14 protein-coding genes are annotated in these 14,396 nt (G+C 67.1%); 2 read left to right on the top strand and 12 right to left on the bottom strand.

Annotation, left to right across the window (positions count from 1 at the left end):
* Window positions 1–9: 9 nt before the first annotated feature.
* The 10 genes from ACR9Y6_RS04420 to ACR9Y6_RS04375 form a co-directional block, all read right to left on the bottom strand.
* Window positions 10–1,143 carry a GNAT family N-acetyltransferase gene (locus tag ACR9Y6_RS04420; protein WP_481280168.1) on the bottom strand — a complete coding sequence of 378 codons (1,134 nt, stop codon included), beginning with the start codon at window positions 1,141–1,143 and terminating at the stop codon, window positions 10–12.
* Entirely contained in the window at window positions 1,140–2,687 is a 1,548-nt protein-coding gene (locus ACR9Y6_RS04415) for an oligosaccharide flippase family protein (RefSeq protein ID WP_481280167.1), read from the bottom strand. The genes ACR9Y6_RS04420 and ACR9Y6_RS04415 overlap by 4 nt, the downstream gene beginning before the upstream one ends.
* Window positions 2,684–4,144 carry a hypothetical protein gene (locus ACR9Y6_RS04410; RefSeq protein WP_481280166.1) on the bottom strand — a complete coding sequence of 487 codons (1,461 nt, stop codon included), beginning with the start codon at window positions 4,142–4,144 and terminating at the stop codon, window positions 2,684–2,686. Before ACR9Y6_RS04410 ends, ACR9Y6_RS04415 begins: the two co-directional genes overlap by 4 nt.
* Before the next feature lie 395 nt (window positions 4,145–4,539).
* Window positions 4,540–5,544 (bottom strand): UDP-glucose 4-epimerase GalE, encoded by a 1,005-nt coding sequence (galE, locus tag ACR9Y6_RS04405; RefSeq protein ID WP_481280165.1) that lies wholly within the window; start codon window positions 5,542–5,544, stop codon window positions 4,540–4,542.
* The gene (locus tag ACR9Y6_RS04400) at window positions 5,541–6,377 is read right to left on the bottom strand and encodes an alpha/beta fold hydrolase (protein ID WP_481280164.1); all 837 of its coding nucleotides are present in this window, start codon (window positions 6,375–6,377) and stop codon (window positions 5,541–5,543) included. Before ACR9Y6_RS04400 ends, galE begins: the two co-directional genes overlap by 4 nt.
* Window positions 6,377–7,153, bottom strand: coding sequence for an alpha/beta fold hydrolase (locus tag ACR9Y6_RS04395; RefSeq protein WP_481280163.1), 777 nt, complete (start codon window positions 7,151–7,153; stop codon window positions 6,377–6,379). Before ACR9Y6_RS04395 ends, ACR9Y6_RS04400 begins: the two co-directional genes overlap by 1 nt.
* A 2-nt stretch (window positions 7,154–7,155) precedes the next feature.
* Window positions 7,156–8,514 carry an outer membrane beta-barrel protein gene (locus tag ACR9Y6_RS04390; RefSeq protein WP_481280162.1) on the bottom strand — a complete coding sequence of 453 codons (1,359 nt, stop codon included), beginning with the start codon at window positions 8,512–8,514 and terminating at the stop codon, window positions 7,156–7,158.
* A gap of 62 nt (window positions 8,515–8,576) precedes the next feature.
* Window positions 8,577–9,344, bottom strand: coding sequence for a P-loop NTPase family protein (locus ACR9Y6_RS04385; protein WP_481280161.1), 768 nt, complete (start codon window positions 9,342–9,344; stop codon window positions 8,577–8,579).
* Window positions 9,345–9,346: 2 nt separating this feature from the next.
* Window positions 9,347–10,879: an XrtA system polysaccharide chain length determinant gene (locus ACR9Y6_RS04380; RefSeq protein WP_481280160.1), complete on the bottom strand. Its 1,533-nt coding sequence runs from the start codon at window positions 10,877–10,879 to the stop codon at window positions 9,347–9,349.
* A gap of 32 nt (window positions 10,880–10,911) precedes the next feature.
* Window positions 10,912–11,535, bottom strand: coding sequence for an XrtA/PEP-CTERM system exopolysaccharide export protein (locus tag ACR9Y6_RS04375; protein WP_481280159.1), 624 nt, complete (start codon window positions 11,533–11,535; stop codon window positions 10,912–10,914).
* Between the two features lie 141 nt (window positions 11,536–11,676).
* On the opposite strand from ACR9Y6_RS04375, the gene ACR9Y6_RS04370 reads away from it, so the two are divergent.
* Window positions 11,677–12,375: a YdcF family protein gene (locus ACR9Y6_RS04370; protein ID WP_481280158.1), complete on the top strand. Its 699-nt coding sequence runs from the start codon at window positions 11,677–11,679 to the stop codon at window positions 12,373–12,375.
* Between the two features lie 316 nt (window positions 12,376–12,691).
* Here ACR9Y6_RS04370 and ACR9Y6_RS04365 read toward each other — a convergent pair whose 3' ends face one another.
* Window positions 12,692–13,006, bottom strand: a complete 315-nt coding sequence (locus ACR9Y6_RS04365) for a hypothetical protein (RefSeq protein WP_481280157.1) — start codon at window positions 13,004–13,006, stop codon at window positions 12,692–12,694.
* A gap of 131 nt (window positions 13,007–13,137) precedes the next feature.
* On the opposite strand from ACR9Y6_RS04365, the gene ACR9Y6_RS04360 reads away from it, so the two are divergent.
* Entirely contained in the window at window positions 13,138–13,503 is a 366-nt protein-coding gene (locus ACR9Y6_RS04360) for a peptidase C13 (protein WP_481280156.1), read from the top strand.
* Window position 13,504: 1 nt separating this feature from the next.
* Here the strand turns inward: ACR9Y6_RS04360 and ACR9Y6_RS04355 are convergent, their stop codons facing one another.
* Complete coding sequence (locus ACR9Y6_RS04355; RefSeq protein WP_481280155.1) at window positions 13,505–14,335, bottom strand: aldo/keto reductase; 831 nt, start codon at window positions 14,333–14,335, stop codon at window positions 13,505–13,507.
* Between the last annotated feature and the right edge of the window lie 61 nt (window positions 14,336–14,396).

The following is a 14,396-nucleotide window of genomic DNA, read 5'->3' as shown; positions in this document are numbered from 1 at the left end:
CCGGGAAGATCAGCCCTGGCGGCGGGACTGCATGTCAGAACGCACGCGCCGCAGGCCGCGGTACAGCCAGCGAAGCGGCGCATACATATGGAATCCAGCGGTGGCGCGGGTGGCCCGCACCACGTAGAGCGATCCGCACGGCTCCGCTCGCGTCGACAGCAGCCGTTTGTACTGGTTGTCGCCGTAGCCGAAGCTGATTCGTTCGCCGGGGAAGCGGTCGAGCAGCCCACGTACCGCCTGGAACACGGCCACCGAGCCGATGCCGATCTTCGCGACCTCCTCGTCGTAGCCGAGATCGTCGACGAGATAGGTGCCCGCGATGCGATAGCCGTGTACATACGCCAGCGGCCGGCCGTCACGGACCACCACATGACCGATCATCTGGCCCGCCTCGGCGAGACGCTGGAACAAGGCGACACGTTCGGGAGCCTCCCAGTCGATGGGCAGGTCGGCGTGATGCCATGTCCGCGCGTACAACACGTTCATGAGGCGGCAGTACTCGGCCATGTGTTCCCCACGATCGAACACGCGCAGCTCGGCGTCACCGCCCAGCTTGCGATAGGCGCGCCCGACCCGTTGCACGAGGTCGGCGCGTTTCTTCTTGTCCATGGCGGCAAGCCATGCCTCGGAGGACGGCTGCGGGTCGATCGACCAGTGCACCTGGTCGAGCAGGTGCGCCACCACGGTGCGGAAATCGCCGCCATGCGACAAGGAGGCGGCGAAGCGATTGGGCAGGTCCGCCTCCTGGATGCGGACGACGCGGATATCCGGGTCGTGGGCGATCTGCCGGGACACCAGCAGTTCCACGGCGGAACGCTCCCCTTCGTTGGCGACGACACCGGCACCGAGCATGCGCAGGGCCGCGCCCCGGTACAGCTGCAACCGCCGCCCCGCGAGGTCGAGCCGCGCCGTGTGATCGATGGCCAGCAGCGGCGCGTAGCCCGCCACCCGGCCTTCCGCATCGCGAACGACGATCACGTGCGGCACGGTGCCATCGTGACGGCTGACCACCTCGTACTCGATCCAGTCCGGGTGCTGCACGATGCCGCTGGCCGCTCCCGGCTGTTCCGCGACGCGCGCCAGTTCGTCGCGCAGGCCGCGAAGGGTGTCCAGGGTATGCAAGGTGGAACAGACGTAACTCATGGGCTGGCCTTCGCCGCGGAAGGTTGGACGAACCGTAGCCCCCGGATCAGCAACCGTCCGGGCGGTCCGAGGCGACGGCTGATACCCGTCATCAGGTTGAGGTCGTCACCGGTCCAGTAGCGAACGAGCATGCTGCCTGGCAGGTACAGGGCCATGAACACGGCCGCGCCAACGAGGAAGCCGAGTCGCGAAGGCGTGGCGGCGGTGGCTCCCCATGCGGCGAGCGTGGCGACGAAACCCACCGCGAACAGGCGCGACATGGCCGCCACCGGCAGGGCACCGCTGGTCGCCTTGCGCAGGTAGTGGATCGCCAGCGCCATCTCGACGACGCGCGTCGCCGCATAGGTGATGACGGCGCCGGCCAGGCCGAGCGGCGGGATCAACGCGGCGCCGAGCACGGCATTGGCGGCCAGCGCGACGACGGCGATGCGGATGCGGTCGTCCTGGCGGTCGACGACGGTCTGGAACGCGGCGATGCCGTTGCCGATGAGCAACAGGCCGCCCAGCACCAGGGTCGCCTCGATGGCGGGAATCGCATCGACATAACGGTTGCCATACATCAGCCGGACGATCTCGGGCGTGGTGACGAGTCCCAGCCCCGCGATGGCGATACCGACGGCCCAGTAGAAGCGCGTGGCTTCGGAAAGGAAACGTGCGGCACGCGCCGTTCCGCTCTCGCCATAGGTCTTGGCCATGTACGGCAGCAAGGTGGACGTGAGCCCCACCGAGAACAACTGCACGGCGCCGCGGGTAAGCGTCCCGGCGATCGCGAAATAACCCACCGCGACCGACCCGGCGAAAGCATTGAGCAGGAACACCTCGATCGTGCCGACGCGGAACGATCCCATCAGGACCAGGGCCGCCGTGAGGCGGAGGTGGCGATTCACCCGCCTGTTCACGTCGGGCGGGATCGGCCCGGGCGCATAGGGGCGACAACAGCGACGATAACCGATGCGGTTGATCAGGTTCAGCAGCAGGCACGCCACCGCGAACAGGGCCACGAAGGACACGAGGTCCGCGTGCACGATCATCGCCCCGAGCACGAGCAGCATGCCGACGATACCGGCGGCCACGGTGGCCACGGCTTCCGGCTCGAAGCGTTCCTGTCCCTTGCCGATGGCGACGAGCATGGCGTAGTTGGCTTTCGCGACCACGGCCACGATCACCAGGGCCATGATCGGCAACAGGGAGTCGTCCCATTCGGAGGGGCGGAACAACCAGCCGATCAGGACGAACAGGAGGATGACCGCCAGCGAGCTGTAGGTCTGGATACGTGAGAAACGCGCGGCCAGATGCGAGGCGAGCGATGCCTCGCCCATGCCGTCGGCCTCGGCGATGAACTTGGTCGACGAGGTGGTCAGCGCGTGGTTGGAGCAGACGATCAGCCAGCCGCACAGCCATACGGTGAAGGCGTAACGGCCGAAATCGGACGGGCCCAGCGAGCGGGCGATCCACACGCTCATCAGCAAGCCGAGCGCGTACTCGATATACGTGGACACCGTGACGATGCCGATGCTGCGCAAGACGGCGACGCGGCGGTTCATGGCGATACCGTCCGTTGCCGCGTGCCGGCGCCCGCGGGCTGCGCCATCATCCACTGCGCCACGCCGGCACCGCGATTGTTCCAGTTGAAGCGGCGCAAGGTATCCGATATCGCCGCGCAGGCGGGGCTGTACGACGCGGCGATCGCCTGGAAACGTTTCTTCAACGCGGCGGCTTGCTCAGGATCGGTCTCGAAATACCATGCGGCCGCCACCGGCAAGCCGAGTTCGACCGTGTGGCCATCGCTGTACCAGCCTTCGGTGTCCTGTATCTTCATCAGCGCGTCGGTCGTGGCCTGCGACGACGACCAGTACCAGGCGATCTGTCCACGCGGGCCGGAGCACTCGTTGCGCCAGTCATGCGGCGACACGAGCCGTTGCGGATCGATCCAGCCGTATCGCTCCAGGTAGCGGCCGAAACCGGTGAGCATGCCGGGGATGCGCGGGTCGGCCGTGACCAGCCACGCGTGCCACAGGCCATCCACGATGTTCTCGCTCATCCACGGCGAGGCGCCGCGTACGTCCCCACCGCCGTGCGGATCGTTTTCATGCACGTTCCAGCTGTTGCGCCAGGAGCCGTCGTCGCCGAGACCGTCCGGATTCGTCCGCTGGTGATCGTGCAGCCAGCCCACGCGCGCATCGATGCGCTGCCGGTAGCGTGTGTCGCCGGTGAGTTCATAGGCCGCCACTGTCTCGACCAGTCCGAGGCCGGCGAGGCGCTCGGTGAAATAGTCATCCGGATGCCGGTACGGCCCCGGTGCGCCGTTCCAGCCACCGCTGTCCCACAACCCGGCCATCTTCGCCACGGTCGCCGCGTCGTGCATGGAGTCGTCGCCCGTGAGCGCCACGGCGAGCAGCACCGACTCGATATACACGTATTTCACGTCGCACGGCTTGCCGTCGGGTAGCCAGCCCCCGCCACAGGACGGGCTCACCGGCATGCCGTCGCGCTTGATCCCGGCCATGTACCAGCGATAGCTCATCTCGGCCGCTTCGAGGTAGTCCGCCCTGCCCGTACGCACATAGGCCTTGAACAGGGTCGACGGCCGGTCGAACAACCATGCCGTCGTATCCTGCGTGGGCAGCGCGGACGCCCAGCGGAACTGGCCGTCGACATAGCGGGCGTAGGGCTCGTCGTTCGCAGCCACGGACTGTGGCCCCGCGATGAGGGAGGCGGTGAGCCATTCCGGCGTCAACGTCGCGATGGCGGCGAGCCGGCCGTCGACCAGGCCGCTTGCATACGGCCAGCCGCCGATGTCCGCCGTGCGCGGGGTGTCGAGGGTGAAGTGGTAGATGCCGGGTGCCGCGTGGAATTGCACGCGAACGGCACGCACGCTGCCGTCGCGGAAATGCCAGGCCAGGGTGGAAGCGACGGCGGCGGGAACCTCGCGGCCGTGGCCGTCGACGATACGAACCTGCGTCGGATCGCGCAGCAGGCCCGGCGGGAACGGAATTCCCATGGTCACCGGCAAATCGTCGCCACGTCCCGCCAGCCGGTGCACCTCGATCTTGCGAACGGCTTCCGTGGAAGCGCCTGCCGGCGCTTTTGTGTGAGTTCTTGTGGGAGCCGCTTCAGCGGCGACGGGTGCTTGCCCCGACCTGGCCCGTTGCCGCGGGATCGCCGCTGAAGCGGCTCCCACATGAAAGCTGGTGGCTGCCACAGTGGTTGCCACAGGATTGGTGGTTGCCACAGAAGAGCTGGCCGCCCTCGCCGGGAGAACGGCGGCGGCCAGTCCCAGGAACACGCCGAGTATCCAGAGCACATGGCGCGGCAGCGCCGATGACGGTGGCAGCGATACATCGAGGCGGCGCGACGCGTGCCTGCGCCCCCGCAGCGACACGTGACAACGGACGCTCATGCCACGAACGCGGTGGGCAAGGCGCTGCCAGCCAACCGGTATTCCCATGACAACGCGGTACGGACGATGACGTCGAGGTCGTCGTAGCAGGGTTCCCAACCGAGTTCGCGGCGCAACTTGTCGCTGCGCGCGATCAGCTGCGGGATATCGCCTGGACGGCGCGGCAATTCCAGCACGTTTAGGGGATGGCCCGCCGCGCGGGCCACGGCCTGAATGACTTCCCGCACGCTGTAGCCATGGCCGTAGCCGCAGTTGAGGGTGAGCGACGCGCCACCTTCGCGCAGGTGGTCCAGTGCGCGCAGGTGCGCCGCCGCCAGGTCTTCCACATGGATGAAATCGCGCACGCCCGTGCCATCGGGCGTGTCGTAGTCCGTGCCATAGATCGCCACGCACGGCCGCTTCCCGACCGCGTGCTCGCAGGCCACCTTGATCAACAGCGTGGCTTCCGGCGTCGAGTGGCCGATCCGGCCCTGGGGATCGCAACCGGCCACGTTGAAGTAGCGGAGGATCACATGGCGCATCGCCCCGGTGTCGCACCAGTCGCGCAGCATCGTCTCGGACATCAGCTTGGACCGGCCATAGGGATTGATCGGCTGGGTGGGCGTGTCCTCGTCGGCGATGCCCGCCTCGGTCGTTCCGTAGACGGCGGCCGTGGACGAGAAGATGAACTTGTCCACGCGCGCCTGTGCGCAGCATGCGAGCAGGTTCCGCGTGTTGCCGGTGTTGTTGGCGTAATACTTGAGGGGGTCGCTCATCGATTCGGGAACGACCGTATGCGCGGCGAAGTGCAACACGGCATCCACGCGGTGCACCTCCAGCACGCGTGCCACCAGGTCGCCGTCGCCGACGTTGCCCTCGACGAAGGAAGCGCCGCGGACCGCCTCGCGGAACCCGGTCGAGAGGTTGTCGATCACCACGACGCGATCGCCGCGTTCGACCAGCTGTTGCACCGTGTGGCTGCCGATGTAACCGGCGCCGCCCGTGACCAGGACCGAATTCATGCGTGCCTCCCGGCCGCGGCCGGCGGGAAATTCTGCGTGAGCCAGCCACCGATGCCATCGAGCAGACGGGCACGGTCGCCGGTGAGGATGTAGGTATGGTCGGACTCGGCGGAATACCGCGTGGTGACCGCCGGGTGGCTCATCACCTTGCCGAAGCATTCGCGGAATTGCCGCGCATGGTTGAAGTAGTTGCTGATGCCGCCCGAATAGACCAGGTACAACTTCATGCCACGGCCCACCATGCCGGTGAAATCGGCGATGACTTCCTCGCGCGGCGCGGGTGCCACCGCGAATACCGGTTCGGAGGCCGGCTTGCCGCCGATGCCGTTCGCGCCACCGCGTCGCCGCAGCAGGCGTGCCCAACGGCCGGGATCGACGATGCGCGGCAGGTAATGGCGCAGCTTGTAGCCGAGCGTCCGGTAGGCGTAACCGTCGAGGAACACCGCGCCGGATACGCGCGAATCGGTGGCGGCGACGATATGCGCGTTCTGGGCACCCGAACACAACCCCACCAGCACGAAACGCTCGCAGCCCGCGCGGGCCTTGAGCAGCTTCATCGCGTCGTCCAGGTCCGCGCACACCTGCTGGGTTCGTGTCTGGCCACCGCCGGTGGCGGTGCTGTCGCCCAGCGTGGACAGGTCGAAGCGCAGCGTGGGATAGCCACTGGCATTGAGCTGCCGGGTCAGTTCCACATGCAGGCGGAAGGGACCGATGCGATGGACCAGCCCCGCGTTCACCACGATGACGCCGGTTTCGCCGGTCGCCGCCACGGGTACGCCGGCGATGCCGACGAGGTGGTTTCCACGGCCGAACCGGTGGGCTTCCTCGCGCATCACGCGGTCTCCTTCAGACGGCCGCTGACGGCCTGGATCAGCGGCTGCGAGAGGATCGCGCTTTCCAGCCGGCGCAGGTCGTCCCATGGGGTGGCAGGAGTGATCGGAACGACCGCGCCACGCGGCGAGAGGATGCGCTGCCAGCGTGACGATGGCGCCGCGGGCAGCGAATCGAGCACCAGGGTGGGCACGTTCACGGCATGCAGGTGCAACGCGCATAGCTGCTGGCGCAGGCGGTCGCCAACGTCGAAGCCCAGCCACTGCTCGGCGATGTCCGCGTCGCTGCGCGGACGGGTGAAGCGCTCCATGTCGTCACGCAGCGCCACCTGCAAGGCATCGAGCGCGGAAACGTGATCGCCGCCATCCAGCACGGGGTCCCAGGCGATCACTTCGGCGAAACGCGCGCGATCCGAGGCGGCGAGCGCCACGCTGGCGCCCAGGCGCGCACCGAAGGCCACCACGCGATCGGTGCCCGCACGCGCGCGCAGTTCGCTGGCGGCGGCCGCCGCATCGGCGACGCAACGTTCCCAATCCACCTCGGCGCTCCCTCCCGCGGAGTCACCCGTGCCGTAGTAGTCGAAGCGCAATACGGCAAGCCCCTGCGCGGCGAGCGCCTGCGCCAGCTGCCGATAGAGACGATGGCAGCGGATCAGGTCCTGTCCCAGCGGCGGACACATCAGCAACGCGCGGCGCGCCGGCAAGGCCGGTGCGTGGTACATGCCGAAAAGATCGCCGGCGGGACCGAAGAAGAATGGGATCTCGGCATCGGTTCGCATGGTCACCTCCGGTAGACCACGCCGACGAAGAACCGGGTCTCGCGATAATCCTGGCCCGCGGCATCGCTGCTACGCCTCTCCCGGGATGCGGAAACATGCCAGCTCCAGTGCCGGTTCACCTGCTGGCCGAGATCGAGGCCCAGGCGCACCGTGGTGTCCTTGCGCGCGAGGCTGTCGTAGGTCAGGCGGCTTCCCGTGGCGTAGCCGGTCAGGGTCAACGTCGGACGGATCCGGTAGCCCACGCCCACGCTGATGCCCTTGTCTGTCTGGTCGAAGGTGGGATCGCCGATGTAGCGCAGCTTGTTGAAGGACGGGGACACGGTCAGCACGATGCGTTCCGAGCGCCAGTTCCAGGTGGCCTCCAGCCGCTTCTCCTTGTAGACCTGCGAGCCGATCACCGCGCTGCCCACGCCCACGCCCGTGCCGTTGCCACGACCCAGGCCACCCGTGGCGGCGAACGGGTCGAATGCCTCGACGCGGTCGGCGACCGTGGCGTCGTACACGCCGGGCGTGGCGATGAGGTCCTGCGCCGCGTCCGCGTATTGATAGGCACCGGTGACGGACACGGTATTGCGCACGCTGGGCCGCCAGCCGAGGCTGAGGCGGGCCAGCGGCGCCGACTTGCTGGAACCATCGTCGAATTCGAGGCGCGTGCCGCCCGCCAGCACGTCGACGTCGAAACGCGCCAGCGTGCTGGTATAGCGGACGAAGGCTTCCTTCCGGTCGTAGTTCGCCTCGCTGGGCTGGTTGGTGAAGTCCACGCGCTGGAACTCGACATTGCCCGACAACTGGTCGGTGGGGCTGAGGTCGCGGTAGACACGGAACGCGGCGAGGCCGCGCGAGGAATCGAAATCGTCCACCTTCGACGCGTAGCTGTTGATGTAGCGCAGCTCGAACTGGCCGCGGGCGGCATCCCCGAAACGCATGCGCAGGGTCGGCCCCAGCACCAGCACGTTGGTCTGCTGCTGGTTGTCCGGCGAATTGCTCGACAGCTGGTCGACCGGCTGCACGCCGGCATAGTCCTCCACCGAGAAATCCAGGCGGTCCGGCGATATCGTCCAGTTGCCCTGCCCGGCCAGCTGGGTCTGCGCCTGCGAATCGAAATCGTTGCCCAGGTACTTGCGATACTCGAAGGTGCCGGCCACGTTGGCCTGGAAGGTCGAGCCCATCTGGGTGAACTGGAAGGTGCCGCCCGGGGTCAGCACGTTCCCGCTAACCGGCCGGCTCGACGACAAGGCGATGTTGTTGCTGTGCTCCAATCCTGCATAGAGCGTGTAATCGAGCGTGCCGGCCAGCACCACGCCGGGTGCCGACACGAGCGCGAGCACGATGGCGCGGGCGAGCCTGGACGGTGCCGGCATATTCCCTCCCTTTACCCCTGTCGGCGCACGACGCCTGCCGGCCGCGTGCCAGGGTGCCGCGCTCACGGCGATTGGTTGAACACCACGCCGGCGAGTTTCGCCGGGTCGAAGTTGGCGACGGCCTGGTTGATCGTCGCCGGCGTATCGCGGCCGTAACCGGCGACGATCACGACGAAATCCGCCAGGTCCGAAAGGATCCGGGCATCCGGCGAACCCTTGACCGGGGGGCCATCGAGGAACAGGTACCGGTCCGAATAGCGGCAGCGCAGCGAATCGAGCACCGCACGCATGCGGAACGAGGAGAAGTACTCGCCGCTGTTCTCGCGCGACTTGCCGGCCGGGATGAGGCGCAGGCGCGGAACCCCGGTGTGGTACATGATCGACGCGATGCCGCGCGAGGGATGCTCCAGGAAATCGATCAGCCCTCCGGTACGCGGTTCCACGCCGAAGGCTTTGTGCTGATTGGGGTAACGAAGGTTGCAATCCACCAGGAGGCTGGTCTTGGATTCGTCGAAGGCGAAGGCGGCGGCCAGGTTCCTCGCGACAAAGCTGCCACCCGAACGCGGACTCACGGAGACCACCAGGGTCACGAAGTTGTGCTCGCCAGCCATCTCCAGCAGCCGCGTGCGGATGCCACGGAAGGCATCGGACTGCTGGCGGACCGACTCCTCGCGATGGATCAGGCGCTTGCGCTCGCAGTCGATCGGCGCCAGGGCACCACCCTCTTCGCGCATCCGCGCGATGGAATGCCCGGGCGTCGCGCGGGTTTCGTCGTCGTGGTCGGCGACCATGTCGCCCATCTCGATATTGTCAGCGGCCATCTTGTTCATCGTCAGCCCTTCATCCTCAGCCAGAACACCACGAGGTACACCGCGGCGACGCCGACGACGGTCAGGGCCAGCATCATGTTGTGCAGATGCTCGCGGCGACGATCGCGCGGGGTCGGGTAGAACGGAATCGCCGCCAGCACCGGGAAGCCCGTCGCGCGTTCAAGCTGGGCCACCGAACGGATGCGCGGATCGAACCGCGCCACCGCGAACAGCAGGCCGAGCGGGATCGCCAGCGACAGCGCCAGCCCTGCGAGGCCGAAGTGCATGAAGCGCAGGCCGGACGGCACCAGGGGCATCATCGCGGGGTTCTGCACCATGAAGGTCAGGCCGCGCTGTTCGGCATCGAGGTTCATCGAGACACGCGCATTCTCGCGGCGCTTCAGCAGGTCCTGGTAGACGTCGCGGTTGACCGTGTAGTCACGGGTAAGCTCGGCGGTCACGTTCTCGGAATTGGCGATGCGCTTGCTGCGTTCCAGTTCGGCCTGGAGCATCGCCTCGCTGGCGCCGACCCGTGCGGCACTGGCCGCCGCGTCGCCGCGAACGGCGGCGAGCTGCAGGCGCATCTGCTGGTAGACGGGATTCATCGTGACGGCGTGATCGAGCGGGATGGCGCCACCGGAGGCGCGCTGCGCGTCCGCGGCCTGCGCTTGCCGGCGCACGTCTTCGATCTGGTGACGCAGGCGGATCACGTCCGGGTAATCCTCGGTGTAGTTCAAGCGCAGCTTGTCCAGCTGCCCTTGCAAGTCGGCCAGTTGGGTCTGGTAGATGCCCCCCACCGTCTGCACGGCGTTGACCTCGGACTCTCCATTGAGTTGCGCGGACAGCACGGCCGCCTGCGACTGCCTCTGCATGTAATCCATGCGGTTGTTTTCGATCTGCGTGCGCAGCTGGCTGATCCGCGTGTTGGTGTCGGTCTCGCTGCCGGGGCGCGCGTCCGCATTGGCGTCCCGGTACGCCTTCAATTTGTCTTCCGCGTCGGTGAGCTTCATCCGGTACGCTTCGACCTGGCTATTGATGAACTCGTAGGCTTCACGGCTCTCGCGCTGCTTCGAGGCCAGGCTTTCGCTGATGAAGAGTTGGCCGAACGCGCGGGTGACTTCGAAGGCGCGCTTCGGATCGGAATCGAAATAGCTGATCGTGATCAGGTTGTCGCGATTGTTGACCAGCTTCGTGCGCGACTTGATGCCGTCGACGATCTTGTCCCGCTCCAGCGGCGAGGGGTTCGTGGCGAGCCAGCCACCGGCCTCCAGCACTTCGTCGAGCACCTTCCTGCTGAAGATCACGTCGCGGGCGATGCCGGCACGGTTCTTGTTGCCGGTCGCGGTCGCCGCGCCTTCCATCAGGGGCGTGATGATGCTCGCCTCCTGGGCGAGGATCGTGGTCGATGCCTCGTACTTCTTCGGCCAGACGGAGCCGATGCCGAGGGCCGCCAGCGCGATGACCGCGAAGGCGAAGCCCATGACGACACGCCGCCTGCGCGCTTCGCCGATCAGTGCGGGCAGCATGCCCGTGAAAGGAACGAGTTCCCCGCTCATATGTACCCCTTGCACCCGCCGCGGCGGGCCGGTCAGAAAGTGCGTTGCGGAACAGTGATCACGTCACCGGGCTGCACCGGATAGTTGTTCGCCAGGTCGCCTTGCTGGAGGATCTTCTCCAGCCGCACGGCATAGGACTGGGTCGAGCCACCCTCGTTGCGGCGGTAGAGTTCGGTGCGATCGGCCGCGGCGAACTCCGTCGTGCCGCCGGCGGCGAGCACGGCGTCCAGCACGGTCATGCCCTGCCGGTACGGGATCGAGATCGGGCTGCGCACCGCGCCGGTGACGCGGATACGCGAAAGGTATTCGTGGCTGCGCAGCGCGGTGAGGATCACCGCCACCTGCGGATCGCGGATGTACTGGCCCAGCTTCTGCTGGATTTCCGTGGCGACCTGGTCGGTGGTACGGCCACCTGCCGGAATGTCGCCGACCAGGGGAACGGTGACCTTGCCATCCGGCCGCACGGGCACGCTGACGCTGAGATCAGGGTTGTGCCAGACGGTGACCTGCAACTGGTCGTCCACGCCGATCAGGTAGGCGTCCACCGCCTGCGTGGCGGCGTCCGGCTTCGGCGGTGGCGATGTGTTTCCGCTCGTGGCGCAGGCGGTCGACAACACGACGGCGACGAGTACGATTGCACGGTTCCACTGTTTCATGACGTCCACCCACCCCTGTGACTTCCTCGGTGGCTATCGTCATTTCAATGTGGTCACGCGTCTATTCAACAGCCCGCCTATGCCATTCGGCAGAAGGTATATGGAAGCGTTTCGGGTGATGCTTGGGCCGTGGCCGAGCTCATGGACATCGCCCCGCGCCTGCTGCACCCCGCCTTGCAGGCCTTGCTGCTGGGTGTCGTTTCGGTGCTGCTGGTGCTCCTGCGCAAGCAGGTGCCCGCACTGGTGACGGCGCTGGTCGCCGTGGCATGGATATGGTTCGCTTCCACGCCGGCCGTGGCCCTCGCCTTGCACGGTGCGCTGGCGACGCCGGCACCCGGCGCGACGCCGCGCGCGGATGCCATCGTGGTGCTTGGCGGCGACACGCTGCCCGTGAACGACTGGTCGCGCGCGACGACGCGGGCGGGCAAGGGCCTTGCGCTGTGGCGGGCCGGCCTCGCGCCCGTGCTGCTGGTGTCGGGCAGCGACCAGGCGCGGGCGCTGGCACAGGGTTATGAGGTGTCCGGCGTACCGGCCCGCGACCTGCGGATCGAGGACACGAGCAGCAACACCCACGAGAACGCGCACAATTCGGCGTCGCTGCTGCGAGCCAGCGGCTTGTCGGAGATCCTGCTGGTGACCTCGCCCATCCACATGCGTCGCGCCGCGGCCGCGTTTCGGCATGAAGGACTCGCGGTATCCGCCGTGCCCACCGCCGACACGCATGCCATGCTGGAACGGGCGCCGTCGTGGTTGCCGCGACGCGATGCGCTCACGCTGACCGCGCGCTGTTTGCGCGAATACGTGGCCATGTGGATCTACCGCGAACGCGGCTGGATCTGACGTTATGGTTTTTGTTTGGTCGCTCGGGAAGGCTCTGGTGGAAACCGGCTTTTCCGCAAAAGCCAGCTTTTCGGTGGGAGCCGACCCTGTCGGCGATGGGTGCTTGCCGCGAGCTGGCCCGCTGCCGCGGGATCGCCGACAAGGTCGGCTCCCACATGGACTATCTCTCCCACATGGACTATCCCTCGTGGACCCCAGGACGCTGCTCTTGTGGGAGCCGCTTCAGCGGCGATGGGTGCTTGCCGCAAGCTGGCCCGCTGCCGCGGGATCGCCGACAAGGTCGGCTCCCACCAGGTGACGGCTCACACCGACTTTTTTACGGGTCGTCGGTTTCGATCTGCAAGGAGGTCTTGCCATCGCGGCGGATGAGACCGGGGCCGAACTGGACGACCTTGCCGTCCTTCAGCACGACGGTGTAATCCTTATGGGAGAACGAAAACCTGCCCGGCCGACGGTCGAACCAGTTGAGCACCTCGTATCCGACGATGCTGCGGTCCGAATCGGGGCGGCCGAGGCGTTCGATCACCTCGTCGCGTTGCGTGCCCACGTCGAGCCTGGCGATTTTCGCCGCCATGCCCTGACATCCGGCGATTCCGGCCGCGACGACGGCCACGGCGATCGCTCGTTTCATCCTCACCCCCGTGCGGTACGGCATCCGCCCGATGGTAGCGCACCGGCGCAAGAGCGTGCGAACGGGGCACCGTACCGTGTGAAGCCGGGGCCGCCCTGCTAGGCTCGCGGCTTTCGCCCGTGGAGACGCCCATGCTGTTCGCCCTTGCCCTCGCACTCGCCGCCGGTGACGGCTTCGAAGCACGTGTCCAGGCCGCCAAGGCGCTGGAACGGAAAGCGGACGGCAAGGCGTGGCAGTCGGCCATGTGGGACCGCATCGGCGACCCCGCGACCGATGCATTGAAAGACTGCATCGCCAGCAACGCCCCGGCCGACAAGCGCCCGTTCACCCTGGTGGCGGAGGTGGCCGCCGATGGCCGTTCCAGCCAGGTGGAGGTGCGTCCGGCCACGCCGGTCGCCCGCTGCTTTGCTGGCCAGTTCAATGCCTGGGCACTGCCGGCGCCACCGAAGACGCCGGCGCCCTACCCGGTCGAGATCGACGTGACGATGGATCCCTGACTCAGTTGAGCTGGTCCGGATGCGGGCCCATGCGGTTACCCGCTTCCAGTCCGTCGATGGCCTTCATGTCCCCGGCGGACAGTTCGAAATCGAAAACGTCGATGTTCGCCGCGATGCGCTCGGGTGTGACGGACTTCGGGATCACCATGTAGCCGAGTTGCACATGCCAGCGCAGGACGACCTGGGCCGGGGTCTTGCCGTGCTTCCTGCCGATCTCGACCAGCATGGGCTGTTTCAGCAGGTCACCGCCCTGGCCTAGCGGGCTCCACGATTCGGTGACGATCTTGTGCCGCTGGTTGGCGGCCACCACGTCGCGCTGGCCGAAATCCGGGTGCAGCTCGATCTGGTTCACCACCGGCACCACGCCGGTTTCCTCGACGATGCGGTCGAGGTGGGCGGGCTGGAAGTTCGATACGCCGATGGAGCGGACGCGGCCTTCCTCGCGCAAGCGGATGAAGGCCCTCCACGTATCCACGTAGCGATCGCGTTTCGGCGTCGGCCAATGGATGAGGTACATGTCGACGTAATCGGTGCCGAGCTTTTCCAGGCTGGCGTCGAACGCGCGCAGCGTTTCATCGAAGCCCTGCTCGGCGTTCCATAGCTTGGTGGTGAGGAAGATCTCGCCGCGCGGTACGCCGGAACGTTCGATGCCCTTTCGAACGCCGGCCTCGTTACCGTAGATGGCGGCCGTGTCGATCGAGCGGTAGCCGGCGGAAAGCGCGTGCGCGACGGCATCCGCCGTCTCCGCATCGGGAATCTGGAACACGCCGAAACCGATCTGGGGCGCGCTGTTGCCGTCGTTGAGGGCGAGGTTCGGGATCGTGTATGCCATGCCTGTCTCCTGCGGGTCGGACCGCCCGTCATCATGACGGACGGCCCCGCATGCGAGGCGT

It is taken from the genome of Luteibacter sp. TLI7-4A, assembly GCF_056754745.1.
The sequence above is the reverse complement of the archived record's forward strand: the minus strand, read 5'-3'. Positions and strand labels throughout refer to the sequence as shown.

Excerpts from the sequence above, each read along its gene's own strand:
- ACR9Y6_RS04420 (WP_481280168.1), bottom strand. The coding sequence starts at position 1,143 with ATGAGTTACGTCTGTTCCACCTTGCATACCCTGGACACCCTTCGCGGC.
- ACR9Y6_RS04415 (WP_481280167.1), bottom strand. The coding sequence starts at position 2,687 with ATGAACCGCCGCGTCGCCGTCTTGCGCAGCATCGGCATCGTCACGGTG.
- ACR9Y6_RS04410 (WP_481280166.1), bottom strand. The coding sequence starts at position 4,144 with ATGGGAATTCCGTTCCCGCCGGGCCTGCTGCGCGATCCGACGCAGGTT.
- galE (WP_481280165.1), bottom strand. The coding sequence starts at position 5,544 with ATGAATTCGGTCCTGGTCACGGGCGGCGCCGGTTACATCGGCAGCCAC.
- ACR9Y6_RS04400 (WP_481280164.1), bottom strand. The coding sequence starts at position 6,377 with ATGCGCGAGGAAGCCCACCGGTTCGGCCGTGGAAACCACCTCGTCGGC.
- ACR9Y6_RS04395 (WP_481280163.1), bottom strand. The coding sequence starts at position 7,153 with ATGCGAACCGATGCCGAGATCCCATTCTTCTTCGGTCCCGCCGGCGAT.
- ACR9Y6_RS04390 (WP_481280162.1), bottom strand. The coding sequence starts at position 8,514 with ATGCCGGCACCGTCCAGGCTCGCCCGCGCCATCGTGCTCGCGCTCGTG.
- ACR9Y6_RS04385 (WP_481280161.1), bottom strand. The coding sequence starts at position 9,344 with ATGAACAAGATGGCCGCTGACAATATCGAGATGGGCGACATGGTCGCC.
- ACR9Y6_RS04380 (WP_481280160.1), bottom strand. The coding sequence starts at position 10,879 with ATGAGCGGGGAACTCGTTCCTTTCACGGGCATGCTGCCCGCACTGATC.
- ACR9Y6_RS04375 (WP_481280159.1), bottom strand. The coding sequence starts at position 11,535 with ATGAAACAGTGGAACCGTGCAATCGTACTCGTCGCCGTCGTGTTGTCG.
- ACR9Y6_RS04370 (WP_481280158.1), top strand. The coding sequence starts at position 11,677 with ATGGACATCGCCCCGCGCCTGCTGCACCCCGCCTTGCAGGCCTTGCTG.
- ACR9Y6_RS04365 (WP_481280157.1), bottom strand. The coding sequence starts at position 13,006 with ATGAAACGAGCGATCGCCGTGGCCGTCGTCGCGGCCGGAATCGCCGGA.
- ACR9Y6_RS04360 (WP_481280156.1), top strand. The coding sequence starts at position 13,138 with ATGCTGTTCGCCCTTGCCCTCGCACTCGCCGCCGGTGACGGCTTCGAA.
- ACR9Y6_RS04355 (WP_481280155.1), bottom strand. The coding sequence starts at position 14,335 with ATGGCATACACGATCCCGAACCTCGCCCTCAACGACGGCAACAGCGCG.